The following is a 26,926-nucleotide window of genomic DNA, read 5'->3' on the forward strand; positions in this document are numbered from 1 at the left end:
CGCGTCACTCGCGCAGCTCGCCGCTTTGCAGGACAGTCACGCCGTGCGACTGCACGAGCGGAATATGGACCTCGATTGCCGTACCCTGCCCCGGCGCCGTCTCCACCGACAGCGTGCCCTGCACCAGGTACGCGCGCTCGCGCAGGCCGACGAGCCCGAACGAATTCGGCTTGCGCGGATTCGCGGTGTCGAAGCCGACGCCGTCGTCGCGGATGCACAGCATCACCTCGCGATCGTCGGCGATGAGCCGGATGTCGACGTGCGATGCGCGCGCGTGACGCCCGACGTTCGTCAGCGATTCCTGCAGGATGCGGAACGTCGTGCTCGCCTGCGGCTCGCCGAGATCGAGCTCGGGCGGCTCGACGATCAGCGAGCAATCGATTCCGTGCCGCTGCTGGAACGCCTGCACGAGCCACTGGATCGCCGGGACGAGCCCGAGATCGTCGAGCATCAGCGGCCGCAGATCGGACGCGATCCGGCGCGTCGCCGCCACCGCGCCGTCGAGCAGCCCGCGCATCTCCGAGAAGCGTCCCGCGAGCTCATTGCCCGCCGTCGACACGCGTTCGAGATCGAGCCGCAGCATCGCGAGCGTCTGCGCGAGCTCGTCGTGCAACTCGCGCGCGATGCGGCCGCGCTCCTGCTCGCGCGCGGTCGAACTGATCGCGGCGATCTCGCGCAGCTCTTCGCGCGAGCGCGCGAGCGCCTCCTCCGCGCGCTCGCGCTCGGCGATCTCGCGCCGCAGCTCGCTGTTCGCGGCGAGCAGCTCGCGCGTGCGCTCGGCGACGCGCTGCTCGAGCAGCTCGTTCGCTTCGTTCAACTGCACGGTTTTCTCCTGCACGCGCCGGTGCTCGACCCGCTCGCCCTGCAGCGCATGAACCGTGCGCGCGTACAGCTTGCCGTTCTCGAGCAACAGCGCGAGCAGCACGAAGCTCGACGCGACGAGGCCGTAGATGCGCCCCGCGTAGAAGCCGAGATCGAAGCGCCCGTGATTGAGGACGGCCGACAGCGCAATGTCGAGGAGCCACGCGCACAGCACGACGACGAGCCACAGATCGAGCACCGAATGCGGCCGACGCGCCGCGAGCAGGATCAGCGCGCCGAGCGTCGTCAGCCAGACCGTCGTGACGACGCCGCGCATGAGCGGCGTGTAGTGCTGATTCTGCATGATCGCGGGCAGCAGTTCGCGGCCGCTCGTCGCGAGCGCGGCGAACGCGCCCGTCGCGACGAGCGCCGTGCCGACGCAGGCGATCACGGGCAGCGCGAGCCGCCCGGTGTAGAGCGGCTGCCCGCGCTCGCGGCGGCTGACGAACGTATAGGCGATGACGCAAAGCGGAAAGCCGCCGTGCCAGAACATGTAGAGCCATGCGGTCGTCTGCGGGCCCGCGTCGAGCAGTCCGCTCGGCAGGAAGAGGCCGGGGAACGTGAGCATGTGCACGCTCGCCATGCAGGCCGTGAACAAATAGCCGCCGGCGAGCACGACGAGCGACGTGGTGCGCAGGATGCCGAACTGGCCGAGCAGCAGGCCCGCCGTGATCAGATCGCAGATCACGATCGCCGACTGATAGATCGGAATGAACGCCCAGACCTGCGGCATCTGGATGCGCACGAACGGCGCGAGCGTGGCGAACAGGACCACGGACAGCACCACCGCCGTCATCGCGAGCCTGCGCTCGCGGCGCTCCGGCTGTAGCGTCGACAGGAAAATTCTCGATTCGTCCGCCAACTCGCCCATTCTGGTTCCCCCCATCGGCAAGCTTGCTCGCTGCTCGGGCATGTCGCGCGATCCCGCGGCGCGCCTATTATGAAATCGATCTTGACTCATGAAAAGCAGGGGCGCACCGGGCGGGATCGGCGGCGGGCGTGGGCGCTGCGACGCAGCAATCGTGCTTTCGCGGAGATGGATCGGTTCCGCCCAGGCGGGCTGCGGGGCTCGGGATTCGCACGCCTGGCGCTCGAGTGCCGTGCGCCGGGCCGCTCGATGATGTTGGAGCGCGAATCCTCGAGCGTCGAACCGGGCGATGGTCGTCGAGTTCCTCCGTGCGACAACGCTCATCGGATGCTCAGGGCCCGGCTCGGTCGCCCGCTTCCCGCTCCCGAAATCGCACCGTCAAGCCTGTGCACTGCGCCACCCGATAATCGCCGCGCATCGAGCATGGCGGTCCGAGCCGGGCGCGATGTGGCGCGCCACGAATGCTCGACGCGCCGACATGCGCTCGACCAATGCGCCACGCGCGCACGGCAGGCATTCATCGGCGATGCTCTGTGCTCTGTGCTCTGTGCTCTGTGCTCTGTGCTCTGTGCTCTGTGCTCTGTGCTCTGTGCTCCGTGTTCCGTGTTCCGTGTTCCGTGTTCCGTGCCCTGTGTTCTGCGCCCTCGCACACACGCACGCCAAGCCGAGCCACGCCACGCTCACAAATTCTTTCACGCGAAATCGATAGCAGAACAAAGTCGAAGCCGGCCATTGACCCGCTTCGCGCGCGCCGACGATGATGACGACGGATTCGCGACGCGGCCGCGCGGCCGCGAATCGTGCAAGCGGCGCGATCGCATCGCGCGCAAGAACCGCATCGACCGAAAAGCCACATGACCGATCACGATACGCCTCGCACCACCACCGCTCTCCCCCGCGCCCACGACGACACGCGACGCACGCTGCTCAAAGCGGCGGGCGCGGCCGCGTTCGCCGCCCCGCTGTTGGGCGGCCTCGCCGCGTTGTCGGCAAGCGGCGCCGCGCACGCGCAGCGCAACGCGAAAACGCTGCGGATCGGCTACCAGAAATACGGCAACTTCGTCGTCCTGAAAGCGCGCGGCTCGCTCGAGAAGCGGCTCGCGGATCAGCACGTCGCGATCCAGTGGGTCGAGTTTCCCGGCGGGCCGCAACTGCTCGAAGGCCTGAACGCCGGCGCGATCGACGTCGGCACCGTCGGCGAGACGCCGCCCGTGTTCGCGCTCGCGGGCGGCGTCGATTTCGTCTACGTCGGCAGCGAGCCGCCCGCGCCGCAGGGCGAAGCGATCGTCGTGCCGCACGATTCGCCGATTCGCGCGCTCGCCGATCTGCGCGGCAAAAAGATCGCGCTCAACAAAGGCTCGAACGTTCACTTTCTGCTCGTCAAGGCGCTGCAGCGCGCGAAGATCGACTACCGCGACATCACGCCCGTCTATCTCGCGCCCGCCGACGCACGCGCGGCGTTCGCGCAACGCGGCGTCGACGCCTGGGTGATCTGGGACCCCTATCTCGCCGCGGTCGAGCGGCAAGCGAACGCGCGCGTGATCGCGAACGGAGAGGGGCTCGTGAACAACACGCAGTACTACCTCGCGAGCCGGAAGTTCGCCGACTCCGAGCCGCAACTCGTGCGCGCGCTGCTCGACGAAGTCGGCGCGGTCGATCGCTGGGCGCGCGAGAACGTGGCCGCCGTCGCGGCGCAATTGTCACCGCTCGTCGGCCTCGACACGGCGACGCTCGAACGCGCGTTGAAGCGCGCAAGCTACGGCGTGCAGCCGATCGACGCCTCGGCGCTCGCATATCAGCAGCAAATCGCCGATACGTTTGCGAGCCTCAAGCTGATTCCGCGCAAGATCGACGTCGCGGCCGCGCGCTGGCAAGCGGCGTAGGTCCTCGCCTGTCGCACTTGTCGCGAGCGAAACGCCGAGCGCGGCTCGCTTGCGACGGACGATGCGCCGACATCCGTTCGCCGCTCGCATGAGATACGGCGCGATTGCTCGTCGCATCGGCCAAATCAGGCAATCGCGCATTGCACGAGGATCGAATGGGCGGGCATGCTCGAACGCGTCGATGGATGCGTCGAGCGACACACGCTCGCGCGGCCGTTTGCATCACGCCCAGCCACGACATCGAACGCGCGCGGCATACTACGGGCCATTCGCAACCGGTCGATTGCTCGTCGACCGCCGAGCGTCACCGGGCCGCGACGACGAATTCCACAGCCCGCAACGCGAAGCATCGCACGCACCGCCGTCCGTCAGCCCGCGCCGCCCTCTCCGCATTCCGGCGCGCGGCCGTCCCTGCCCGCATCGGCCGCGCCGCCGCCGGCGGCCGGCGCGCACCAGGATTCAGGGCTGCTCCAGAGCGCGTTGTGCCGGAACCGGCGGCGCGCCCGCGCGTGCGGCTTCGCATCGGCCGAGCCGATCCGATCGCGCAGTTCCACCTGCCGCCCGGCCGAACGCAATCGCTCGACGAACGCGGCAAGCGTGCCGTCCGCGGACCATTCGTCGAAACGACGGCGGCAAGTCGGCGACGACGGATAGCGACGCGGCAGCGCGGCCCAGCACTCGCCCGTCGTCAACACCCACAACACGGCGTTCGCGACCGCCCGCGCCTGCGCGCGCGGCCGGCCGCAGCGTGTGTTCCTCACCGGCTGCGCCGCCAGCAATCCCTCGATACGCGCCCATTCGTCATCGCTCAACTCTTCGAACTGCATCGTCAGCCCTCTTCGAGAAATCGGCGCGAACGCACTCGCACATGTCGTGCACGACGCCGATGAAACGCCTGTCAGCCGCGGCAGACCCAAGCGCGAACCGCCGCGCGGGCTTCGTGCAATCGTTCGGGATGCAAGCGTGCGCGCACGACGCCGCCGAAGCGGTGTCATAGGGACGCCGGATGGAACACCGACAGCGTGCGGATCGAAAGCCGCACGATACACGAACCCCCTTCCCCAGATAAATTCGTTATTGTTCTATGTAAATCTCAGGATCTCGATTCGACTCCATCGAGCGTGCATCGCGTCTCGGCGATGTGATTCGTCGCGGCCAATTCCGGCTCTGCCGTGGAACGCGAATGGGCGAGCCTGTCGCTCGTGCGCTCCGGATTCGGTGATCCGTTCGAGCGCCGTCGTCGCGCGACGATTCGATTGGAGCGCAATATTACACGCGGGGCGCGAGAAATCCAACGCTGTCAAAATCGACAGGGCTGCGGCAGTGCATCAAAGATGCATGCCGCATGACGCCCGGTCCCTTGCCATTACGCCCGCGCGCCGCCTCATGCGCTGCGAAGCAGCCGGCTGCGCGTGAATGCGCGATCGCGGCTCAGTTTGTCGAGAAATGCATCCGACGGCACCCGGTCGAGATCGGTCACCACATAGCCGATGTCGCCGCGCGTCTGCAAATGCTGCGCGACGACATTCGCGCCCTCCTGCGCGAGCAGCGTGTTGAGCACCGCAAGCACGCCCGGCGTGTTGCCGTGCACGTTCAGGAGCCGCGCGGCCGACGTGCATTCGCCGGGGCTCACTTGCGGAAAATTGACCGCGCCCGCGGTATCGCCTCGCGTCAGGAACGCGACGAGCTTCGACGACACTTCCGCGCCGATGCTCTCCTGCGCTTCCTGCGTGCTGCCGCCGATGTGCGGCGTCAGGATCACGTTCGGCAATCCTTGCAGCACGGATTCGAAGCGATCCGCGTTGCTCTTCGGCTCGTGCGGAAACACGTCGATCGCGGCGCCGCTCAGGTGCTTTTGCGCGAGCGCGTCGCGCAGCGCATCGATATCGACGACGGTGCCGCGCGACGCATTGATCAGGATTGCATTCGATTTGAATTGCGCGAGCACGGCAGCATCGATCATGTTGCGCGTCGACGCGTTCGCCGGCACGTGCAGCGTGACGACGTCCGCCTGCGCGATCGCCTCACCGAGCGAACGCGCGGGCTGCGCGGAACCGAGCGACAGCTTCGCCTGCACGTCGAAATAGACGACCTTCATGCCGAGCGCCTCGGCCAGCACGCCCACCTGCGCGCCGATGTTGCCATAGCCGACGATCGCGATCGTCTTGCCGCGCGTCTCGAACGATCCGCCCGCGCCCTTCGCCCATTCGCCCGCGTGCGCGAGCGCGCTTTTCTCCGGCACGCGCCGCAGCAGCAGGATCGCCTCCGCGATCACGAGCTCCGCGACCGATCGCGTATTCGAGAACGGCGCGTTGAACACCGGAATGCCGTGGTGCGCGGCGGCCGACAAATCGACCTGCGACGTGCCGATGCAAAAGCAACCGATCGCGAGCAGATGCCGCGCGGCGTCGATCTCGTCGCGCATCAGATGCGTCGCCGAGCGAATGCCGATCAGTTGATGAGGCTGCAGCGCGCGCTTGAGCTCGTCGCCGGCGAGCGCGCCTTTGCGCCGCTCGATTTCGACGTTCGCGTCGATGAAATACCGGGATGCGCTGTCGTGAATGTTTTCGAGAAGAAGAACGGAAGTCATGTTGCGGAGCGTGTTGAACGAGTCGTGACGAAAGCCGGGAATCCCGACGCGGCATGCGCACGCACACGAGCCGTTCGCACCGATCTCGCACTACGCCGCGCATCTCGCGCCGCCGTCCAAAAATCGTATGCCTTGAGCCAGCGCAACACAAGCTTGCCGGCATATCCTATTTTGCGTGGGGAATTGCGGCTTGAGATCGCCGAAGCAATGCGTACGCGATGTCGCGAAAACGCATCGACGCGAACGCGAACGTCCCTGCTCGCGACAGGTGTATCCGAAATGCGCGTTGCGCGCACTTCAGGCATGCATCGGCCTCGTCTCTCCGGGACGAGGCGCGTCGCGCAATCGCGGGGCCGCGCGTCGCGCTCAGCGCCGGCTGCTCGGCGACGTGCCCGTCCAGCGCCGGAACGCGCGGCTGAAGTTCGCCCGATCCGTGTAACCGACGCGCACCGCGATCTCGTCGACCGTCAGCAGCGTGCCTTCGAGCAGGCGCAGCGCGTCGCGCAGCCGGATTTCGTCGAGCAGCGCCGAATACGTCGCGCCGTAGTCGCTCAGCTTGCGCTTGAGCGTGCGCTCGGACAGATGCAGCTCGCGCGCGAGTTCGTCGAGCGACGGGTAGCCGTCGCTGCCGCGGATCAGCAGATTGCGCACGCGCTCGACGATGCTCTCCGCATAGCCGAGCCGCGCGAGCTCCGCTTCGCACTGCTGGACGATCATCTGAGCGGTCTGCGCGTTCGCGGTCTTGATCGGCTCGTCGAGCAGCGCGGCTTCGCAGCGGATCTGATTGGCGGGCGCATCGAAATGACAGCGCGGCAGGCGATCGCGGTAACGCGCGAAATAAGGCGGCTCGGGCCACTCGAAGCACAGCTCGGCGTTCGCCTTCATCGTCTTGTCATGCGACGGCGTGAGCAACGAGTTGAACAGGATCGCCGTCTCGACCATGAAGTTCTCGACGGCGAATTGCCGCAGCCTGCCGAGCGGAAACGCTTCGAGGATGTCGATCTGCACGGTGTGCTCGAATTCCGTGAGCCGCACGGAAAAGAACGGCACGCGCGTCGGCAGATAGCGGATGCCGAGCTGGATCGCCTCGCCGAGCGTCGCGCAGCTCATCAGGCCGAAGCCGATCAGCCCCGACTTCGTCAGACTGCTGCGCAAGCCGATCTCGATCGCGATCGACGGATCGTTCGTTTTCCCGAGCAAATTGAACACGATCGCCGCCTGCTGCAGCGGCGTGATGCGCGCGTCCGGCTCTTCGAGCTTCGCGCGCGTGACGCCCGTGTTCGCGAGAATGTCCGCATCGGCAATGCCGCGCTCCTCGGCCAGCATCAGCATGAAGAGTGCATACGCCGACGACACGGTCGCCTTGTTCAATTGCCTCGTAGGGTCCGGAATGGACGTGGCCATGCATCGACTCCGAGCGTTGACCGGCCGATTATAGCGACGGATGGCCTCAGATGACACATCGCAGTGCCGCAAATTGGCCTCAAATGACTCGCCCTTTGGCACGACCGGCTCTCACGCGCGATGCGCCGGCGGCTCTAAGATGGTGTTATCGGCACACCGCCGATTTCAGGGATACGGATTCGAACAATGAACAAGTCCAAGACTTTGCGCTTCAAGAACGACGCGGAAAAGGTCGCGTACGTTCGCAACGAGGTCAACGCCGCGAGCGACGCCGTGCGCGCGAAATACCCGCTGCTCGACAATCAGAATCTCGTCGGCGCGACGGTGATGGCGCTGTGTGTCGCGACGCTGCTCGGCAGCGCATATCTGTATGCGACGGGCGTGATCGCGTGGTACGTCGCGCTCCCCGTCGCGACGCTCGCGACGTCGCTGATCCACGAACTCGAGCACGACCTGATCCACTTGATGTACTTCAAGAAGACGCCGTGGGCCTATCATCTGATGATGACGCTCTGCTGGCTCACCCGCCCCGGCACGATCAACCCGTGGACGCGTCGCCGCATGCATCTGCACCATCACAAGGTGTCGGGCGGCGAATCCGATCTCGAGGAATACGGAATCACCAACGGCGAGCGCTGGGGCCTGAAGCGCCTGCTGATGCTCGCCGACGGCATGCTCGCCGTCGCGCTGCGGCCGCTCGGCATGCGCCGCAAGGTGCTGCAGTACGTCGCGGCGCAGCCTGCCCAGCAGCGCGGCGATCGCGTGCGGCTGCGCGTCGAGCAACTGATGTCGTACATGCCGATCGGCCACGTCTACTTCGTGCTCTGGCATGCGTTCATCGCATACCACGTCGGGCTTTTCGCGCTGCATGCGCTCGGCTATCAGCCGGACGTGCCGACGTTCGTCCAGCAGGCAATGCATGTCGTCGACTTTCTCGCGGTGACCTGGCTCGGGCCGAATTTCGTGCGCAGCTTCTGCATCAACTTCATCAGCTCGAACATGCACTACTTCGGCGACATCGATTCGCGCAACGTCATCCAGCAAACGCAAGTGCTCAATCCGTGGTGGCTGATTCCGGTGCAGTTGTTCTGCTTCAACTTCGGCAGCACGCATGCGATTCACCACTTCGTCGTGCGCGATCCGTTCTACATCCGCCAGCTGACCGCGAAGCGGGCGCACGCGGCGATGCGCGCGGTCGGCGTGCGCTTCAACGACATCGGCACCTTCCGTCGCGCGAACCGCTGGAGCGAAACGCGCGTCGCGTGACGCGCGCGGCGGGCGGCGCGCGACGCTCGGTCGCGCCGCAGTCGGCACATTCACCGAGCGCTCGCAAAAAAACGCCGCCGGGCGATCATCCGGCGGCGTTTTTTCTTTTCACGTCCGGCGCGCGTCCGGCGCACCGCACGTCTCTCTCTACAGCAGCGGGCAATGCGTGACGTTCGTGCCGCGCTCGACGCACAACCGCTCGTAATCACGCAGATAGGCGCGCTCGTCATCGGCGAGCAGATCGAGATCGATCAGATCCCAGTCGTAGCCGACCGTCACGAGGTTTTCGAACTCCATCGCATTCGGCTCTTGATCGCTCGGATGAATGACGACGATGTTCTCGATGCGCACGCCGCCCTTGCCCGGCAAATAAATGCCCGGCTCGACCGAAATCACCGCGTTCGGCACGAGGCCGTACTTCGAGCCCATGTTGAATCGCACGCCGCCTTCATGCACGTGAATGCCGATTCCGTGCCCCGTGCCGTGGTTGTAGTCGTAGCCGTGCGCGCGGCAGACATCGCGCACGGCTGCGTCGACGTCCGCACCCGTCGCGTCCTTCGAGAAGCGCGTGACGAGCCCCTTGATGCACGCCTTCAGCGCGACCGTGTAGATCTCGCGTTGCCACGGCTGCGGCTGCGTATCGGCGCGGGTCCGACGCAGCACGACGCGTGTGCAATCGGTCGCGAAGCCGCCGCCGAAATACGCGCCGCTGTCGAGCAGCACGAGTTCGCCTTCCGTCAGCTCGACGTCGGGGCTCACCGCCGTGTAGTGCGCGGATGCGCTGTTCGCGCCGTTCGCCGCCACCGTCGTGAAGCTGAGCGCCACGGCCGAGCGCGCGGCGTATGCCTCGCTGATCACGCGCGCGAGATCGAATTCCGAATGCCGCTTGCCCGGCTCGCCCGTCTTCGCCCAGCGCATCGCCTCGGCAATCGCCTCGGAGCCGCGCGCGAACGCGTCGCGGAACTGGTCCAGCACCTGCGGCGTCTTGCTCGCGCGCATCGCTTCGACCGGATTGTGATCGACGTGACGGGCGCCGGGCCACACGCGGCGCACCGTATCGGGCAGCGCGCAGTTGACCGCTTCGAAGCCGTAGTACACGTGCTCGACGTCGAATTGCGCGAGGAAGCGCTCGAGCTCGGCGACGTCGTTGCGGATCACGCGCAGCGCCGGATACGATTCGATCCGCACCGCGCAGCGATCGAAACCGTCCGGCAGAAACAGCGCGACGGCCTCGCCGACGACGAACAGAAAGCCGACGTGCGACGACGCGTACGGCAGATGGTAGCCGCGGCTGTTCAGCAAATAGCTCAGATCGTCCGCCGCGCAAGAAAGAAACGCGGCCTTCGCGTGCGAATCGCCGAGATGCTCGCCGATGCGCCTGTTCAGCGTCGCGATGTTCTCCGCGATATCGACGCCCGTCACCGATCGCGGCAACTCGAAGATCGGCCGCTCGACGCTCCAGCCCGGCAATTCGATCGCCTTACCGATCTCGCCGCCTACAAGACCCGCCCATTGCAATCCGGCGTTCGCGGTGTGCGCGAACAAGCGCTCGCGCTGCGCGACGCTCAATCGCGGCGCATCGTAGCCGACGCGCTTGATTTCGGCCGCGTGCGCGGCGAGCCAGTCGGCAATCGCCGGCCACATCGCAACGTTGAGCCCCAGTTTCTCGACCTGCACGAGCGCGGGATCGCACTGCCTTTCCGCCTGCAAGTGATAGCGGCCGTCGACGAACAGCACGAATTGCGGCGCGCCGATGCGTTTCGCCGCGGCGGCGCTCAGGAATATGCCCGAGCCCACCGAACCGTCGAATCCGGACAACGCGTAGCGCGGGTTATTGCAGCGCGGCAGCCACTCGGAGATGTATTCGTCCTGGGACGTGACCACGAGCGCGTCGAGCTGTAGCGTGTCGATCAGACGAGACAGCCCTGCATGCGTGTCGACGATCGATGCGCAGTAGGATGTGAGGTCGGGAAAACTGTATTTCAGTCGGTCGATCATCGGCTGTCCCAATTGATGTCAGTAAGCGCGCAGCCGCTATCGCCGCGGCCGATAGGCAAAAAAATTACCTTTCGGGCGAAATTGCGTCAAGCTTAAATTTTTGTCCAGCTTAAACGAACGCAACCTTCCGGCAAAGGAGAAAGGTCTGCCGCGCAGGCATGCCGCACCGGCATGCCCGAAGATGAATCGCGCCACGCGACGATTTGGATGCTGCCTGCTCGAAAGAAACGACCGACATCGCACGGCCGGCGAGCGATCTGGCCAGCACCGCGCCAGCGAGTTCGGGCAGGCTCGCAGGCCGATACGCAACAAGCCCTGCCCGGCGCGAACAGACTATACACAAGATACACAAGACATCAGCATCGATTTTCCAAGCAGCGAGCGGCGAAATGTATACCCGTTGCGAACGATCGGTATGCGTTGGCGCGTGCCTGCAATCCGACAATCGATGCCGGCGAATAGCAGTACCGAAGATGTGTGCATCGTACGTCGCAATCCGGCGTCCATCACACCGTTAGTCGACGCGATCGACTGAGGCCGTGAGCGAATTGCATCAACGCACAGCACGCGTCGCCCTAGAGCGACAGACGGATGTCGCACATGTCGAAGTGCGCCGATTGCGCGCGCAGTTGCGCTCCCGAAATTGGCGTCACGCTGAAACGCTGCTTGTGACGTTTCGAACCGAGCCGTCGCAACAGCGATATCGTGAGCGAACGCATCCCGATCTTCGCGATCGGGTATGCAGCCGAGGTTGTTGACGCATCCGCAATGCGATGCCTGCGGCACCGTCCGAATCGATGCAAGGCACTCTGGATGTCCAAGATGATCATCCGCGTCGCCCTGCAGTCGACGTCCGCACCGCGGCTGCAATGTTCGTCAAACCTCGGATACGGCTTGCATGCCGCGTTGGCCTCATTACTTTTTCGGAGCGGAACCAGCGCGTGATCGGCGATGGTCAGACGTTTTTGGGACGCAGCGATCACCGGCAAAAATCCGGCCGCTCGGCGCGATACGTACAGGACACAACGCACGCTCCGCCGACTCGCTCGTCATGCCGATGTCGACGCCGACCGCCGACATGCCTTCGCTGCCGGCCGTGTAACAACGAGGTGCCGACACTATCGATAGCGTCGACCACCGACACCCCCGACAACGGCTTGGATGCTCAACCCAATCCGAACGGATCATCGATGCTTCTTGCCGGCTGAGTGAACCATCGCGGGCCATCGGCGGTGATGTAGACGTGATCCTCGTGACGAACCCCAAATTCGTTCGGAACGCAAAGCATCGGCTCGATGCTAAAGCACATGCCTACGTCGAGCTCGGTTCGATCGCCGCCGACAAGATAGGGCCATTCGTGGATGTCGAGACCGATTCCGTGTCCTGTTCGATGCGGCAGACCCGGCAACGTATACCCCGGACCATAGCCGATCGATTGCAGATACGTGCGGACCGCACGATCGCCCTCTTCCGCCGAGACACCCGCCTTCACGCGCTCGAACGCGATCCGTTGGGCGTGCTTCTCGTGCTCCCAGACTTCGCGCTGACGCGCGTCAGCACTGCCGAACACGTATGTACGCGTGATGTCGGAGTGGTAGTCGTATAGTTGGCAGCCCGTATCGATGAGCACCATGTCGTTGTGCTCGAGGCGCTTCGGACGCTTGACGCCGTGCGGGTAAGCCGTGTCCGCTCCGAACAGCACGATGCAGAATGTCGACCCGCGCCGCGCGCCCACCGCGCGATGTGCGTCGTCGATGAAGTCGAGCACTTCATCGGTAGCGATGCCTTCTCTCAAGATCGCCGCCGCGGCCTGGTGAACGCGCAGCGTCATGTCGTTTGCTCGCTGCATCAGCGCGAGTTCGGTCGCCGATTTGCGAATCCGGCACGCACGCGTGACGTCCGCTGCGCTGCGAATGCGCAATGCCGGTGCTCGTTCGCGAATGCCCACATACATAAAATACGGCGCGGATTCGTCGAATCCGAGCGTACCGGCGCCGATTCCACGGCGTTCGACGACATCCGCGAGCAGTTGATACGGATTCTCGTCCTCGTCCCAACAGTGGATGTCGCCGGAAATCTGCATCATGCCGATGAACGTGCCGCGCTCGAACGCCGGCACGACATATTGCACCGGCCCCGACGCCGGAATCAGCGCGCCCGTCAGGCGTTCGCTGCGGCGCCATGCGACACCCGTGAAGTAGAGCAGGTTCGTCCCCGATTCGACATAGATCGCATCGAGGCCATACTGCGTCATCAGCGCCTGTGCGCGCTCGATTCGCGCGGCATACTCTGCGGGCTGGATCGGCGCGATGCCGCTCGTCATGTCGCCGAGTTTCGCCAGTTCCGTCGCTGCACTCGATCCGCCGATGCCGATTGCCATGGTTCGTTTCCCGATCGTTTCAAGAATTTCAAGATAACTCGTGCGTGGCGCGTCCGATCGGCGCGCCGGCATGTCTGACTGCGCATTGCAGCACGAACGTCCCGCGCGTTAGACAAGGACACCACTCGACACAACACGCGCCGAGTACACTGCCCGCCCCTTCCCCGCCGGCAGCACGGCAATGTCTTGCTGCGAATGCCGATCGCAACACGGAATGCATCCGTTCCGGAATCAGAGGCGTTGAACCAACTGTTTAATTCTCCGAAGTAAATCTGCAATGAATAGCAGACATGCGCGTGCACTCATTCGACGACGTCACCATGCCGCCTTGCGATCGGCTGGCTTGCCGAATTCGCTCTGAATCGATGGCGGTGCCGAAGCGTTCAACAGTAGTCGATCCGATACACCAGCAGCGCCCTATCTCATCGACATCGAAAGACAGTCTGCCTGATTCACTTTCAATCGGCGGCGTGCTAATAAAGCTGCCAACGGCGGCGCCTGAGTCTGCTCCACGTCGATTCGCGGAAGTACTCATACCCGCAAGGTCGACCCATTCAGTACCCGATTGGATCGAGGCATCCGCTTTATTCCCCACCTCATTCCTTGTTACCGAAATGAATCTAGATTACGTCATAATTTTGGTCAAGCTTAAATTTAAGCCGCGCAAAAATTGTATCTCGACTTGCGCCTTGACCTATCCCCCGCGTTTAGAGGTGGCCGCGCAAATTCGGACAGTCGGGTAAGTGGAATGCCCGGGGCCTGAGCCAGCGATAATGCAGGCAAAGGAACCGGAAAGATGACGAAGAGAACCCGACGGACGCACTCAGCGGCGTTCAAAGCGAAAGTGGCCCTGGCGGCGGTCAAGGGCGAGCGCACGCTGGCCGAACTGGCGCAGCAGTTCGATGTGCACCCGAACCAGATCACGGAGTGGAAGCGGCAACTGCAGGAGCGTGCGGCGGATGTGTTCGGCGCGGCCGCTCCACCGTCGAACGAGCCGCCGGTGGACGTGAAAACGCTGCACGCGAAAATCGGACAGTTGACGCTGGAGAACGATTTTTTGTCAGGAGCGCTCGGCAAAGCCGGACTGCTGAGCGCAAAGCGATGATTGACCGTACGCATGCGCTGCCGGTTTCGCGACAGACGCGACTGGTTGGCATCGCGAGATCGAGCGCGTATTACCGGGCGCAGCCAGTGAGCGAGGCGGACCAGTTGCTGATGCGGCGGATCGACGAACTGCACATGGAGTTTCCGTTTGCCGGAGCGCGGATGCTGGCGCGTCTGTTGCGCCGGGAAGGCTATGAGGTCGGCCGCCGCCGCGTGCGCACGCTGATGAAACGCATGGGCGTGGAAGCGCTGTACTGCAAGCCGAACACGAGCCGACGCAATGCGCAGCACAAGATCTGGCCGTACCTGCTGCGCGGCATGAAAATCGCCCGGGCCAATCAGGCGTGGGCACTGGACACGACATACATTCCGATGGCGCGAGGCTTCGTGTACCTGACGGCAGTAGTGGATTGGTCAAGTCGCAAGGTGCTCTCGCACCGGGTGGCGATCACGCTGGAAGCAGTGCACGCCGTCGAGGCGCTCGAGGAAGCGTTCGCGCGCTACGGGCTGCCGGACATTGTGAACACCGATCAGGGCAGCCAGTTCACGGCGGGCGCGTTCACCGAGGCCGTACTGGGTCGAGGCGTGCGGCTGTCGATGGACGGTAAAGGGGCCTGGCGCGACAACGTGTTCGTCGAACGCGTGTGGCGCAGCGTCAAGTACGAAGAGGTTTACCTGCGAGCTTACGAGTCGGTCAGCCATGCCCGGCGCTCCATCGGCGACTACATCGAGCTGTACAACCGAAAACGGCCCCATTCGAGCCTGGCGGATCGGACGCCGGATGAGGCATACTTCGCGACGCTGCCTGCGATCAAATCGGCAGCATGATTGCCTCGGACGTTCCACTTAAAAATCTCAGAAAACTGTCCGAACGAGTGAGGCCACCTCTTTTAGTACGGTGACGCTGTAGAGTCCGTTCCAGAGAGGAACGGCAATGAAGAAGCGATTTAACGAAGAACAAATCATCGGCATCTTGAAAGGAGCCGAGGCTGGCCTGAAGCCGGCGGAGCTGTGCTGCAAGTACGGCATCTCGGAAGCGACCTACTACAACTGGAAAACGAAGTTCGGCGGGATGACGGTCTCCGAAGCGCAGTGCCTAAAGGAGTTGGGGCAGGAGAACAACAAGCTCAAGCACCTACCGGCCGATTCGATGCTCGACATCCACGCGAACCACAAGCGCGTGCATCGCCTTTACCGCGAAGCGGGACTGGCCGCGCGGCGCCGTCGCCGGCGCCGCGGTGTGATGATTGAACGCGAGCAACTGGTTTTGCCGAATGGGCCCAACGAGGTTTGGTCAATCGACTTCGTGACGGACGCGCTTTCGAACGGGTGGCGTCTGAAGTGCTTGACCATCGTCGACGATTTCACCAAGGAGGCTGTCGATATCGTCGTGGACCACGGCATCTCGGGCTTGTATGTCGCTCGAGAGCTGGATATGGCAACGCGTTTCCGAGGCTATCCCAAAGCGCTGCGAACGGACCAGGGCTCCGAGTTTACGAGCCGTGCGCTCGACCGATGGGCATACGCCAACGGCGTGACGTTGAAATTGATTCAAGCTGGCAAGCCAACGCAGAATGCATACATTGAGTCGTTCAACGGCAAGTTCCGCGATGAATGCCTTAACGAGCACTGGTTCACGACGCTCGCCCAGACTGCATTGCGGCAGCGCATGTGTGAAATCGCGGCTACGCGGGTACGGTATGGATATCGGAAGATACGCGTGCTGCTCCTGCGGGAGGGCTATCAGGTCAGCAAGAATCGGCTGTACCGTCTGTATCGGGAGGAAGGTTTGTCGCTGCGCTACAGACCAAATCGCAAACGACGCGCCCAGATGAGCCGCCCGGCACGCGCGAAGTCGACGGCGGCAAATCAGGTGTGGAGTTTGGACTTTGTTGCCGACCAGCTTTCGAGCGGCCAGAGGTTCCGCGCACTGACCATCATTGATGTCTTCACCCGCGAAGCGCTCGCCATTGACGTTGGCCAGCGATTGGGCGCGTCAGATGTCGTGCGCGTGTTGGGTGAACTGAAGGCCAAACGCGAAGCGCCTCGTACACTGTTGTGTGATAACGGCTCGGAATTTACGAGTCAGGTGATGGACCTGTGGGCTTACCATCAAAAGGTCGAGATTGCCTTCAGTCGGCCCGGCAAGCCAACGGATAACGCATTCGTGGAGTCGTTCAACGGCACGCTGCGCGATGAATGCCTGAACGCGCACTGGTTTACCGATGCCAGGGCGCAGATTGAGCGATGGCGGGTCGAGTACAACGAGAGTCGGCCTCACAGGGCTCTCGGTGAAGTGGCGCCTGCCGAATACGCCCGTCAGTTGGGCCTGCAGGCCCAACTGACGGACCAACAGAAAGCCGAAGACTAACATTGCTGCTGGCACTGAAAGCCGGTACCGCTCATAAAGGGACTTTGCTAGAAGTCCGTTGGCCCTATTGAAGGGGCAGGTCAGGTCGAATCCCAAGAGCGCGTGCGTACCGTCCGAGAGGCCCGCCCGCGCTCGAGCGAGAAGGGAGTCGAGGCGGGAGCTGGAGCGCGAGGCTCCTGCCGAGGGCGTTCAGGGGATTGGCGGAGGCGTAAAAAGCAAAACCCCCGCCGGCGAGGGCGGGGGTTTTCAGAGGGGAGCCTGACGATTACCTACTTTCACACGGGCAATCCGCACTATCATCGGCGTGGAGTCGTTTCACGGTCCTGTTCGGGATGGGAAGGGGTGGGACCGACTCGCTATGGTCATCAGGCAAAGAGGGTTGTTCTGCTGGCGCGGCCAACAGAACCAATCTGGGAAGAAGCAGTAATCTTGGGTGGGTTGTGAGGTTGTATCTCACACATACGCGGTACTTCAACCGCAGTACGTCGAGCGCCTTGCACTCGACACTCGATATCCGTGAGCGCTGACGCGCCAACGACTACCGAGACAGACTTGTTATAGGATCAAGCCTTACGGGCAATTAGTATCGGTTAGCTGAACGCATTACTGCGCTTACACACCCGACCTATCAACGTCCTGGTCTCGAACGACCCTTCAAGGGGATCAAGTCCCCGGGGAAGTCTCATCTTAAGGCGAGTTTCCCGCTTAGATGCTTTCAGCGGTTATCTCTTCCGAACATAGCTACCCGGCGATGCGACTGGCGTCACAACCGGTACACCAGAGGTTCGTCCACTCCGGTCCTCTCGTACTAGGAGCAGCCCCCTTCAAACTTCCAACGCCCACGGCAGATAGGGACCAAACTGTCTCACGACGTTTTAAACCCAGCTCACGTACCTCTTTAAATGGCGAACAGCCATACCCTTGGGACCGGCTACAGCCCCAGGATGAGATGAGCCGACATCGAGGTGCCAAACACCGCCGTCGATATGAACTCTTGGGCGGTATCAGCCTGTTATCCCCAGAGTACCTTTTATCCGTTGAGCGATGGCCCTTCCATACAGAACCACCGGATCACTATGACCTGCTTTCGCACCTGCTCGACTTGTCGGTCTCGCAGTTAAGCACGCTTATGCCATTGCACTATCAGCACGATTTCCGACCGTACCTAGCGTACCTTCGTACTCCTCCGTTACGCTTTGGGAGGAGACCGCCCCAGTCAAACTGCCTACCATGCACTGTCCCCGACCCGGATCACGGGCCAAGGTTAGAACCTCAAACAAACCAGGGTGGTATTTCAAGGACGGCTCCACCGAAACTAGCGTTCCGGTTTCATAGCCTCCCACCTATCCTACACAGATCGGTTCAAAGTCCAATGCAAAGCTACAGTAAAGGTTCATGGGGTCTTTCCGTCTAGCCGCGGGTAGATTGCATCATCACAAACACTTCAACTTCGCTGAGTCTCGGGAGGAGACAGTGTGGCCATCGTTACGCCATTCGTGCAGGTCGGAACTTACCCGACAAGGAATTTCGCTACCTTAGGACCGTTATAGTTACGGCCGCCGTTTACCGGGACTTCAATCAAGAGCTTGCACCCCATCATTTAATCTTCCGGCACCGGGCAGGCGTCACACCCTATACGTCCACTTTCGTGTTTGCAGAGTGCTGTGTTTTTATTAAACAGTCGCAGCCACCAGTTTATTGCAACCCCTTCACCCTTTGCGCGCAGGCGCATCAAGCTACCAGGGCGTACCTTATCCCGAAGTTACGGTACCAATTTGCCGAGTTCCTTCTCCCGAGTTCTCTCAAGCGCCTTAGAATACTCATCTCGCCCACCTGTGTCGGTTTGCGGTACGGTCATCGTTAAACTGAAGCTTAGAGGCTTTTCTTGGAACCACTTCCAATTGCTTCGCTTCCTAAGAAGCTCGCGCCACACCCTTGAATTCCGCGCCCGGATTTGCCTAAGCGCCTTCTCCAATGCAGCGACCGGGACTTCCAACACCCGGACAACCTTCCGCGATCCGTCCCCCCATCGCATTTAACAATGGTGCAGGAATATTGACCTGCTTCCCATCAGCTACGCATTTCTGCCTCGCCTTAGGGGCCGACTCACCCTACGCCGATGAACGTTGCGTAGGAAACCTTGGGCTTACGGCGAGGGGGCCTTTCACCCCCTTTATCGCTACTCATGTCAGCATTCGCACTTCCGATACCTCCAGCACGCTTTTCAACGCACCTTCGCAGGCTTACGGAACGCTCTCCTACCATGCGTGCAAAGCACGCATCCGCAGCTTCGGTATATGGCTTAGCCCCGTTACATCTTCCGCGCAGGACGACTCGATCAGTGAGCTATTACGCTTTCTTTAAAGGGTGGCTGCTTCTAAGCCAACCTCCTGACTGTTTTAGCCTTCCCACTTCGTTTCCCACTTAGCCATATTTGGGGACCTTAGCTGGCGGTCTGGGTTGTTTCCCTCTTGACACCGGACGTTAGCACCCGATGTCTGTCTCCCGTGATTGCACTCTTCGGTATTCGGAGTTTGCTATGGCGGGGTAATCTGCAATAGACCCCCCAACCATGACAGTGCTCTACCCCCGAAGGTGAGACACGAGGCACTACCTAAATAGTTTTCGGAGAGAACCAGCTATTTCCAAGTTTGTTTAGCCTTTCACCCCTATCCACAGCTCATCCCCTAACTTTTCAACGTTAGTGGGTTCGGACCTCCAGTACGTGTTACCGCACCTTCATCCTGGCCATGGATAGATCACTTGGTTTCGGGTCTACGCCCAGCAACTGAACGCCCTATTCGGACTCGCTTTCGCTACGCCTGCCCTATTCGGTTAAGCTTGCTACTGAACGTAAGTCGCTGACCCATTATACAAAAGGTACGCCGTCACCCCTTACGAGGCTCCGACTGTTTGTATGCATGCGGTTTCAGGATCTATTTCACTCCCCTCCCGGGGTTCTTTTCGCCTTTCCCTCACGGTACTGGTTCACTATCGGTCGATCACGAGTATTTAGCCTTGGAGGATGGTCCCCCCATCTTCAGACAGGATTTCACGTGTCCCGCCCTACTTGTCGTACACCTAGTTCTTCCATACTGTTTTCGTCTACAGGGCTATCACCTGCTATGGCCGCACTTTCCAGAGCGTTCGACTAACAATACAGATAAAGAGTACAGGCTCTTCCCATTTCGCTCGCCACTACTTTGGGAATCTCGGTTGATTTCTTTTCCTGCGGTTACTTAGATGTTTCAGTTCACCGCGTTCGCCTCACATGACCTATGTATTCAGCCATGGATACTCCAAAAGGAGTGGGTTTCCCCATTCGGACATCTACGGATCAAAGCTCGTTTGCCAGCTCCCCGTAGCTTTTCGCAGGCTACCGCGTCCTTCATCGCCTGTGATCGCCAAGGCATCCACCACATGCACTTGTTCGCTTGACCCTATAACGAGTCTGTCTCATGTCGGCCATCGTTAGCGCTTTAGCGCTTACGAGGGCCCCATCCCCGCATGGGGGACGACAGTCGCTACAGGTTGAGTTCTCGCGTTGTGCCGTATTCCAAAATTGATGTCGGTCCGGCGTTAGCGCTTTAGCGCTTACGCCGGCCCCACTCCCGAAGGGAGTAGACCCGAATCATCTTGAGATACATCGATACAATCACAACCCGGATAGTTTCCACGTCCATCTCATTAGACGCTTCCGCTATCCAAATTACTTACTTCTTCCAGATTGTTAAAGAACGACAGCCGATACATACTACGTATCACTCTGACTGGCTCAATCGCCAATGGGGAATACTCGATTCGTTCTCTCGAACCCAATCAAATATTCTCCATTGGGACTCCCTTCGGGAGTGAGATGCTCGTAAGCGCTGAAGCACTAACGAGCACCGCAATTGGTGGAGGCAGACGGGATCGAACCGACGACCCCCTGCTTGCAAAGCAGGTGCTCTCCCAGCTGAGCTATGCCCCCTACAGAGACTTCACCCAGGTTTCCTGCGCCAGACAACTTGGTGGGTCTGGTTGGATTCGAACCAACGACCCCCGCCTTATCAAGACGGTGCTCTAACCGACTGAGCTACAGACCCCTGAGTCTGTCTTGATTACAGCCGATAAGCGTGAGCGCTCAACTTCGCGGAAATAAGCTCGAGAAAGGAGGTGATCCAGCCGCACCTTCCGATACGGCTACCTTGTTACGACTTCACCCCAGTCATGAATCCTACCGTGGTGACCGTCCTCCTTGCGGTTAGACTAGCCACTTCTGGTAAAACCCACTCCCATGGTGTGACGGGCGGTGTGTACAAGACCCGGGAACGTATTCACCGCGGCATGCTGATCCGCGATTACTAGCGATTCCAGCTTCATGCACTCGAGTTGCAGAGTGCAATCCGGACTACGATCGGTTTTCTGGGATTGGCTCCCCCTCGCGGGTTGGCGACCCTCTGTTCCGACCATTGTATGACGTGTGAAGCCCTACCCATAAGGGCCATGAGGACTTGACGTCATCCCCACCTTCCTCCGGTTTGTCACCGGCAGTCTCCTTAGAGTGCTCTTGCGTAGCAACTAAGGACAAGGGTTGCGCTCGTTGCGGGACTTAACCCAACATCTCACGACACGAGCTGACGACAGCCATGCAGCACCTGTGCGCCGGTTCTCTTTCGAGCACTCCCGCCTCTCAGCAGGATTCCGACCATGTCAAGGGTAGGTAAGGTTTTTCGCGTTGCATCGAATTAATCCACATCATCCACCGCTTGTGCGGGTCCCCGTCAATTCCTTTGAGTTTTAATCTTGCGACCGTACTCCCCAGGCGGTCAACTTCACGCGTTAGCTACGTTACTAAGGAAATGAATCCCCAACAACTAGTTGACATCGTTTAGGGCGTGGACTACCAGGGTATCTAATCCTGTTTGCTCCCCACGCTTTCGTGCATGAGCGTCAGTATTGGCCCAGGGGGCTGCCTTCGCCATCGGTATTCCTCCACATCTCTACGCATTTCACTGCTACACGTGGAATTCTACCCCCCTCTGCCATACTCTAGCTTGCCAGTCACCAATGCAGTTCCCAGGTTGAGCCCGGGGATTTCACATCGGTCTTAGCAAACCGCCTGCGCACGCTTTACGCCCAGTAATTCCGATTAACGCTCGCACCCTACGTATTACCGCGGCTGCTGGCACGTAGTTAGCCGGTGCTTATTCTTCCGGTACCGTCATCCCCCTAGGGTATTAGCCCAAAGGTTTTCTTTCCGGACAAAAGTGCTTTACAACCCGAAGGCCTTCTTCACACACGCGGCATTGCTGGATCAGGGTTGCCCCCATTGTCCAAAATTCCCCACTGCTGCCTCCCGTAGGAGTCTGGGCCGTGTCTCAGTCCCAGTGTGGCTGGTCGTCCTCTCAGACCAGCTACTGATCGTCGCCTTGGTAGGCCTTTACCCCACCAACTAGCTAATCAGCCATCGGCCAACCCTATAGCGCGAGGCCCGAAGGTCCCCCGCTTTCATCCGTAGATCGTATGCGGTATTAATCCGGCTTTCGCCGGGCTATCCCCCACTACAGGACATGTTCCGATGTTTTACTCACCCGTTCGCCACTCGCCACCAGGTGCAAGCACCCGTGCTGCCGTTCGACTTGCATGTGTAAGGCATGCCGCCAGCGTTCAATCTGAGCCAGGATCAAACTCTTCAGTTCAATTCCTGTTACTGTTTTCGGTTGTTTCCAACCGGTCGCTCACTCAAAGCTGACAGGTATATGAATTGCTCCATAAACCTGACTTACTTTAGTGTGAGACTCTTGATACTTTTGCTTGCGATCCAAGGATCGCCCGCTTCCATCAAGCGCCCACACTTATCGGCTGTTCATTGTTAAAGAGCACATCTGCGAGAAGACTTCACTACTTTCTGCCGCCTTCTCAGCAGCGCTGCGTTGTCTGCAGCAGAGAAACGAGATTATGATCACTTATTCGCAGCGCGTCAACAACTTTTTTACTACCGCGTCGCGCTCCGCCCTGATCACCTTTCCGTGCCGCCGGCCGGCTACCGCTTCGACCTTACCACCTCGGCATCGGAACTTCCCGCTTCCCCTCTCGCGCCGCGTTCGGCTTGGCGCGAAAGAGGCGTGATTGTAGGCATAAGCTCCGTACCCCGCAAGGGGGTTTCGATAAATTTTTTGTCCCTCATAGATTCACACTCCGAGCGCCCTCGCATATTTTCTATACAGAAGACTGCCAGAAGGCCGGCAAACCGCAGAACAAACGCGGAACGGACTAAAATGACAGGTTCCTCGCATCCAACCATGTCAATCTATGCGCCAGCGAACCGCTAAACGCCTCCCTCCCGATGCCGACAAACTGGTCGGTCTGTCGCTCGCGCTGTTTGCGTCCGGCAGCCGCGTCGAAGATCGCTTCTGGGAAGCCAAGCTCGACGCCTTGCTCGCAAAGATCGTCCGCAACGGCAATCAGACCACACTCGATGCCGCGCTCGATCATCTCCAGCAGAATCATCCGGACGCCTACGGCGCTCTCGCCGACATGGCCGAGACGCACAGCGAATCGCTGTCCGTCGAGCACGACGGCAAGCCGTACGAAGCGCTCCTCGTCGCCGTCCCAGTGCTCGCGTGGACCCGCTACATGATTCCGTCGGGCTCGCTCAAGACCGAGATCGCCGACGTGTTGCGCACCCATTTGCAAGCGCACGTGCTCGCGCAAGACACGCTCGTCGCGATGGCTCCCTTTCTCTACAGCATCGACCAGTTGCCGCGCCATCACGTCGAGACTTATCGCCTCGCCCAGCAACTCGCGCACGCGGCGCTCGGCAACCATCCGGTCAAGCTGAGCTTCGGCGACCTGCCCGAAACGTCGCCGATTCTCGCCGATCCGCGCTTCCTGCTCGCCGTCGTGGCCGCGCCCGCCGGCGCCCCGCTCTTCCGCTGGCAGGAGGAAGAGCACGGTTCGCGCATCGAGCGCGGCCAATGCCTCGAGCAATGGGCCGCGCAAGGCGGCGTCAACCTGTCCGCCGCGCTGCCCGGCTGCGAATTCGAGAGCCTGCTGCCCGACGCGTACTACTCCGCGTGCCGCGACGCAGACGAGCGAATCCGTCCGCATACCGTGCGCACCGCGATCCGCTATCTGTTCGACACGATCGGCGCCGCGCCGCAGGAACTGCGCGCCGTGATCGCCGGCTTCGGCGAGCGCCGGATCGACGAATATCGCGTCGCATTCACTCGCCGCGGCAGCAACGATGTCATCTATGGCGTCGTCTGGCCGCTCTATGGCCGCGAGAACGGCGAGACGCCGGTCGACGAAGCGACGCTCGAAGCCGAATCGCCCGCCGACGGGCCGCTCGAAGAAATCGCTTCGCTGCTGAAGGAAGCGGGCGTGACCGACATCAGGCGCCACGCCGGCCGTTTCGAACCCGAATACTGCGACGATTGCGGCGTCCCGCTGTACGCGGACCCGCTCGGCGAAATCGTCCACGCGGAGATGCCGGAGGACGCGACGCCCGCGCAGCCGCATTTCCACTAAAGCGCCGCGCCGACCGGCGCGAAAAGTCAGCCGAAGGCCGCCTCGAGCACCCGCTCGAGGCGGCCTTCGCGTTTTTGCTTGTCTGAATTTTTCTTATGACTTTCAGCTAGGCCGACATTTTGTAATGTATTTGTCATTATTGCGGAGATGGCACTCGTCGTTTTCTCGATCAATCGGATAAGCGGAGGCATTACATGAGGTTTCTGGTGCTTAATTCTGACGCTGAGCGTCGTGACGGCTTGAAAACCCTGCTGCGTCAAATCGACCGGCATGCCGGCTACAACGACGCCAAGGACTGGCGGCAGGCACAGCAGCTCATCAAACAACAGGGCTTCGACTTGATCGCGGTCGACTGGCAGGACATCAAGCGGCTCGGCGACCTGCACGCGCTTTGTCAGGCCTGCGCGCCGACGCCCGTCGCCGCGCTCACCGACGACGCGTCACCCGAGCACGCGCAGGCGCTCTTCGACGCCGGCGTGCTCGGCGTCATTCCACGTTCGACGCGCCCGCACCTCATCGTTCTCGCGCTGGAAATGGTGCTGCTCGGCGGGCGCTACGTCCCGCCGAGCGCGCTCAACCTCACCGAGCCGGCCTCACGTGCGAGGGACGGCCGCGTCGATGCGATCGTGAGCCAGCTCCCGCGCAGGAAGCGCTCGCCGTGCAGCCTGCTGTCGCCGCGCCAGGCGCAGATCATGCGTTTCGTCCACATGGGCAGCACGAACAAAATGATCGCGCGCACGCTAGGCATCAGCGAAGGCACCGTCAAGATTCATCTGGCCAGCATCTTCCAGCAACTGGGTGCGACAAATCGCGCCGCCGCGGTCGCGATCTACAACGGCTGGCTACCGCCGCATCTCGAAGTGCTGCTGTCCGCGCGCGACAGCTCGCCGAAGCCCGTGCACGGCGCGGCCGGCCCCGTGCCGCTGCGCGTGGCGAAACCGCAGCACAAGTACCCGCTTGTCGCAGAAAACGAATCGTCTGCCGAGCCGCTCGTCGCGGCCGAACCGCCCGCGCCGTTCAAAGCGAACGAATAGCCGGTAAAACCCGTGTAGAGGGTGAATCCATTCCCATCTTTCGTATTCAACGAGTAATATAAAAACATGGGTTTCCTCTACACGCCGCTTCCGTTCTGGGTCGCTGTCGGTGGCTGGATCGCCGCCGTGGCCCTGCTCGCCCTCGCGCTGTGGAAGCGCCCGTTCGGCCGTTTGCAGGATGCGACGCTGCAGCACGTGTGGCTCGCGCTCGTGACCACGATCGCGGTGCTATGGGCATCCAATGCGTGGCTCGACGACGGCCTCGTCATGCATCTGCTCGGCGCGACGCTGCTCGTCACGCTGTTCGACTGGACCCTCGCGCTCGTCGGGATGGCCGCCGTGATCGGCGTCGCGGCCGTCGTGTTCGACGCGACGTGGCAAGGCGTCGGACTCACCTATCTCGTATACGGCGCGCTGCCCGTCGCGGTGTCGACGCTGCTGCAGCGCGCCGCGCTCGCGTGGCTGCCGCACAACCTGCCCGCGCTCATCGTCGGCCAGGGCTTCGTATCGCCGGCGATCGCCGTGGGCGTCGTCGCGGCCGCGGCGGCCGGGGTGCAGATCGCGCTAGCCGAAGGCACGCTCGTCGTCGTGCCATCCGGCTATGCGCTCAACGCATTGCTGCTCGCGCTCGGCGAAGCGTGGTTCACCGGCATGGCGACCGCGCTGATCGCGGTCTACCGGCCCGCGTGGGTCACGACCTCCGACGTGCGCCGCTATCGGCTCGGCGGGCCGCGCGCATGAGCTTGGCCGTCTGACGGCAGGCGCGCCGACGCGTGCGCGCTCGGCCATGCGGACAACCGCTCTACTGCCGCGCCGGAAAATTACGCTAAGATGGAACCCTGCTCTTCATCGGGCATCTCATGTGCCTGGTGTCTCTATCGCGCTTATCTCATACCTTCTAGATGGACAGCTTTCCCGCCTCGCATCGCCTGCTCGGCGCGCTCGGCAAGCTGACGGCCTGTGTCGCGGGCCTGTCGCTCACGTTTGCCGCGCCCGCGTTCGCCGACTTGCTCGATCAACGCGCCGAACTCATCAACAAGTACGTCAACGAAATGCATGCCGATCCGCTCGTCGCGGACTGCGCCGCGCACGGCAACTTCATCGCCGGCACGTCGAGCGCCTTCGACCATGTCGAATTTCCGCCGAACGCGTTCGACAGCGGCAACGCATCGATCACGCCCTGGAACGATTCGTTCGACGAAGGCAAGCAGCGCGTGAAGGTCGACAACATCGTGACCGTCGAGGGCCTCGGCGTGCGCAGCAGCGGCGGCGAGCCGGAGCACCTGAAGTTCCGCTGCGGCTACGTCGGCACGCAGATGCTCGCGTTCAGCTGGAACGATCCCGTGCCGCCCGCGAAGCCGCGCGTCGAGCGCGCGACGTCGTCGAAGAAAAAGCTTCGCGCGCACTCGGGCAAAGGCAAGATCAAGGCGAAAGCCACGGGCAAGAGCGGCAAACGGTCGGCGTCGACGAAGAAGTCCGGCGCGACGAAGAAAACCGTGAAGAAGCGGTCGACGCGAAAGTCGTGAAGCCTCCGATCGGAGGTCGGGCCGCGCGACCGCACGGACGCCCCCACGGACGACCGCACGGCCGATAGAGGCGTCTGGCGCCGCGTCGCGCTCGGCCGCCATCGGCCCGACAAAAAAGCCGGAGTGCGG

At 62.0% G+C, this 26,926-nt stretch carries 14 protein-coding genes, 2 tRNA genes, 3 rRNA genes and 2 pseudogenes; 9 read left to right on the forward strand and 12 right to left on the reverse strand.

Annotation, left to right across the window (positions count from 1 at the left end; all coding sequences use genetic code 11):
* Positions 1 to 4: 4 nt before the first annotated feature.
* Positions 5 to 1,732, reverse strand: coding sequence for a sensor histidine kinase (locus WS78_RS13175; protein ID WP_059575294.1), 1,728 nt, complete (start codon positions 1,730 to 1,732; stop codon positions 5 to 7).
* Between the two features lie 851 nt (positions 1,733 to 2,583).
* On the opposite strand from WS78_RS13175, the gene WS78_RS13180 reads away from it, so the two are divergent.
* Positions 2,584 to 3,612 (forward strand): sulfonate ABC transporter substrate-binding protein, encoded by a 1,029-nt coding sequence (locus WS78_RS13180; protein ID WP_059575292.1) that lies wholly within the window; start codon positions 2,584 to 2,586, stop codon positions 3,610 to 3,612.
* A 368-nt stretch (positions 3,613 to 3,980) separates the two neighbouring features.
* Here WS78_RS13180 and WS78_RS13185 read toward each other — a convergent pair whose 3' ends face one another.
* The 3 genes from WS78_RS13185 to WS78_RS13200 all read right to left on the reverse strand — a co-directional run bounded on the left by WS78_RS13185 (position 3,981) and on the right by WS78_RS13200 (position 7,606).
* Positions 3,981 to 4,439 (reverse strand): transposase, encoded by a 459-nt coding sequence (locus tag WS78_RS13185; RefSeq protein WP_059575290.1) that lies wholly within the window; start codon positions 4,437 to 4,439, stop codon positions 3,981 to 3,983.
* Between the two features lie 557 nt (positions 4,440 to 4,996).
* On the reverse strand, positions 4,997 to 6,202 hold the full coding sequence (gene serA / locus WS78_RS13195) for a phosphoglycerate dehydrogenase (RefSeq protein ID WP_226377148.1): 1,206 nt from the start codon (positions 6,200 to 6,202) through the stop codon (positions 4,997 to 4,999).
* A gap of 366 nt (positions 6,203 to 6,568) precedes the next feature.
* A complete protein-coding gene (locus WS78_RS13200; protein WP_038744742.1) occupies positions 6,569 to 7,606 on the reverse strand; it encodes an AraC family transcriptional regulator in 1,038 nt (345 codons plus the stop codon).
* A 186-nt stretch (positions 7,607 to 7,792) separates the two neighbouring features.
* On the opposite strand from WS78_RS13200, the gene WS78_RS13205 reads away from it, so the two are divergent.
* Positions 7,793 to 8,872: a fatty acid desaturase gene (locus WS78_RS13205; RefSeq protein WP_059575286.1), complete on the forward strand. Its 1,080-nt coding sequence runs from the start codon at positions 7,793 to 7,795 to the stop codon at positions 8,870 to 8,872.
* Between the two features lie 147 nt (positions 8,873 to 9,019).
* On the opposite strand, the gene WS78_RS13210 is transcribed toward WS78_RS13205, so the two are convergent.
* From WS78_RS13210 to WS78_RS13215, 3 genes are all read right to left on the reverse strand, one after another.
* Complete coding sequence (locus WS78_RS13210; RefSeq protein WP_059575283.1) at positions 9,020 to 10,870, reverse strand: M24 family metallopeptidase; 1,851 nt, start codon at positions 10,868 to 10,870, stop codon at positions 9,020 to 9,022.
* 575 nt (positions 10,871 to 11,445) lie between these two features.
* Positions 11,446 to 11,853 (reverse strand): hypothetical protein, encoded by a 408-nt coding sequence (locus WS78_RS35860; RefSeq protein WP_156432279.1) that lies wholly within the window; start codon positions 11,851 to 11,853, stop codon positions 11,446 to 11,448.
* A gap of 182 nt (positions 11,854 to 12,035) precedes the next feature.
* Positions 12,036 to 13,322 (reverse strand): M24 family metallopeptidase, encoded by a 1,287-nt coding sequence (locus tag WS78_RS13215; RefSeq protein WP_269434876.1) that lies wholly within the window; start codon positions 13,320 to 13,322, stop codon positions 12,036 to 12,038.
* 724 nt (positions 13,323 to 14,046) lie between these two features.
* Here WS78_RS13215 and WS78_RS13220 point away from each other — a divergent pair.
* The 3 genes and pseudogenes from WS78_RS13220 to WS78_RS37985 form a co-directional block, all read left to right on the forward strand.
* A protein-coding gene (locus WS78_RS13220; protein ID WP_394335868.1) for an IS3 family transposase occupies positions 14,047 to 15,182 on the forward strand; the annotation gives its coding sequence in 2 pieces (ribosomal slippage) (positions 14,047 to 14,302 and positions 14,302 to 15,182; 1,137 coding nt in all).
* A gap of 106 nt (positions 15,183 to 15,288) precedes the next feature.
* A pseudogene (locus WS78_RS37980) lies at positions 15,289 to 16,002 on the forward strand (IS3 family transposase); the annotation flags it as partial.
* Positions 16,003 to 16,725, forward strand: a pseudogene (locus WS78_RS37985) (IS3 family transposase); the annotation flags it as partial.
* Positions 16,726 to 16,981: 256 nt separating this feature from the next.
* Here the strand turns inward: WS78_RS37985 and rrf are convergent.
* The 5 genes from rrf to WS78_RS13255 form a co-directional block, all read right to left on the reverse strand.
* A 5S ribosomal RNA gene (gene rrf, locus WS78_RS13230) occupies positions 16,982 to 17,095 on the reverse strand.
* 189 nt (positions 17,096 to 17,284) lie between these two features.
* A 23S ribosomal RNA gene (locus WS78_RS13235) occupies positions 17,285 to 20,165 on the reverse strand.
* Positions 20,166 to 20,619: 454 nt separating this feature from the next.
* Positions 20,620 to 20,695: transfer RNA gene (locus WS78_RS13245), tRNA-Ala, on the reverse strand.
* Between the two features lie 38 nt (positions 20,696 to 20,733).
* Positions 20,734 to 20,810 (reverse strand) — tRNA-Ile (locus tag WS78_RS13250).
* A gap of 63 nt (positions 20,811 to 20,873) precedes the next feature.
* Positions 20,874 to 22,406: ribosomal RNA gene (locus WS78_RS13255) — 16S ribosomal RNA — on the reverse strand.
* The 16S, 23S and 5S rRNA genes sit together here with 2 tRNA genes alongside, the layout of an rRNA operon.
* A 613-nt stretch (positions 22,407 to 23,019) precedes the next feature.
* On the opposite strand from WS78_RS13255, the gene WS78_RS13275 reads away from it, so the two are divergent.
* The 4 genes from WS78_RS13275 to WS78_RS13290 all read left to right on the forward strand — a co-directional run bounded on the left by WS78_RS13275 (position 23,020) and on the right by WS78_RS13290 (position 26,797).
* Entirely contained in the window at positions 23,020 to 24,237 is a 1,218-nt protein-coding gene (locus tag WS78_RS13275; protein ID WP_038747194.1) for a DUF2863 family protein, read from the forward strand.
* 194 nt (positions 24,238 to 24,431) lie between these two features.
* Entirely contained in the window at positions 24,432 to 25,271 is an 840-nt protein-coding gene (locus tag WS78_RS13280) for a helix-turn-helix transcriptional regulator (protein ID WP_038747197.1), read from the forward strand.
* A gap of 66 nt (positions 25,272 to 25,337) precedes the next feature.
* Positions 25,338 to 26,012, forward strand: coding sequence for an energy-coupling factor ABC transporter permease (locus tag WS78_RS13285; protein ID WP_038747199.1), 675 nt, complete (start codon positions 25,338 to 25,340; stop codon positions 26,010 to 26,012).
* Positions 26,013 to 26,173: 161 nt separating this feature from the next.
* A complete protein-coding gene (locus tag WS78_RS13290; RefSeq protein ID WP_038747201.1) occupies positions 26,174 to 26,797 on the forward strand; it encodes a BspC domain-containing protein in 624 nt (207 codons plus the stop codon).
* The last annotated feature ends 129 nt before the right edge of the window (positions 26,798 to 26,926 follow it).

The organism is Burkholderia savannae, assembly GCF_001524445.2.
GTDB lineage: Bacteria > Pseudomonadota > Gammaproteobacteria > Burkholderiales > Burkholderiaceae > Burkholderia > Burkholderia savannae.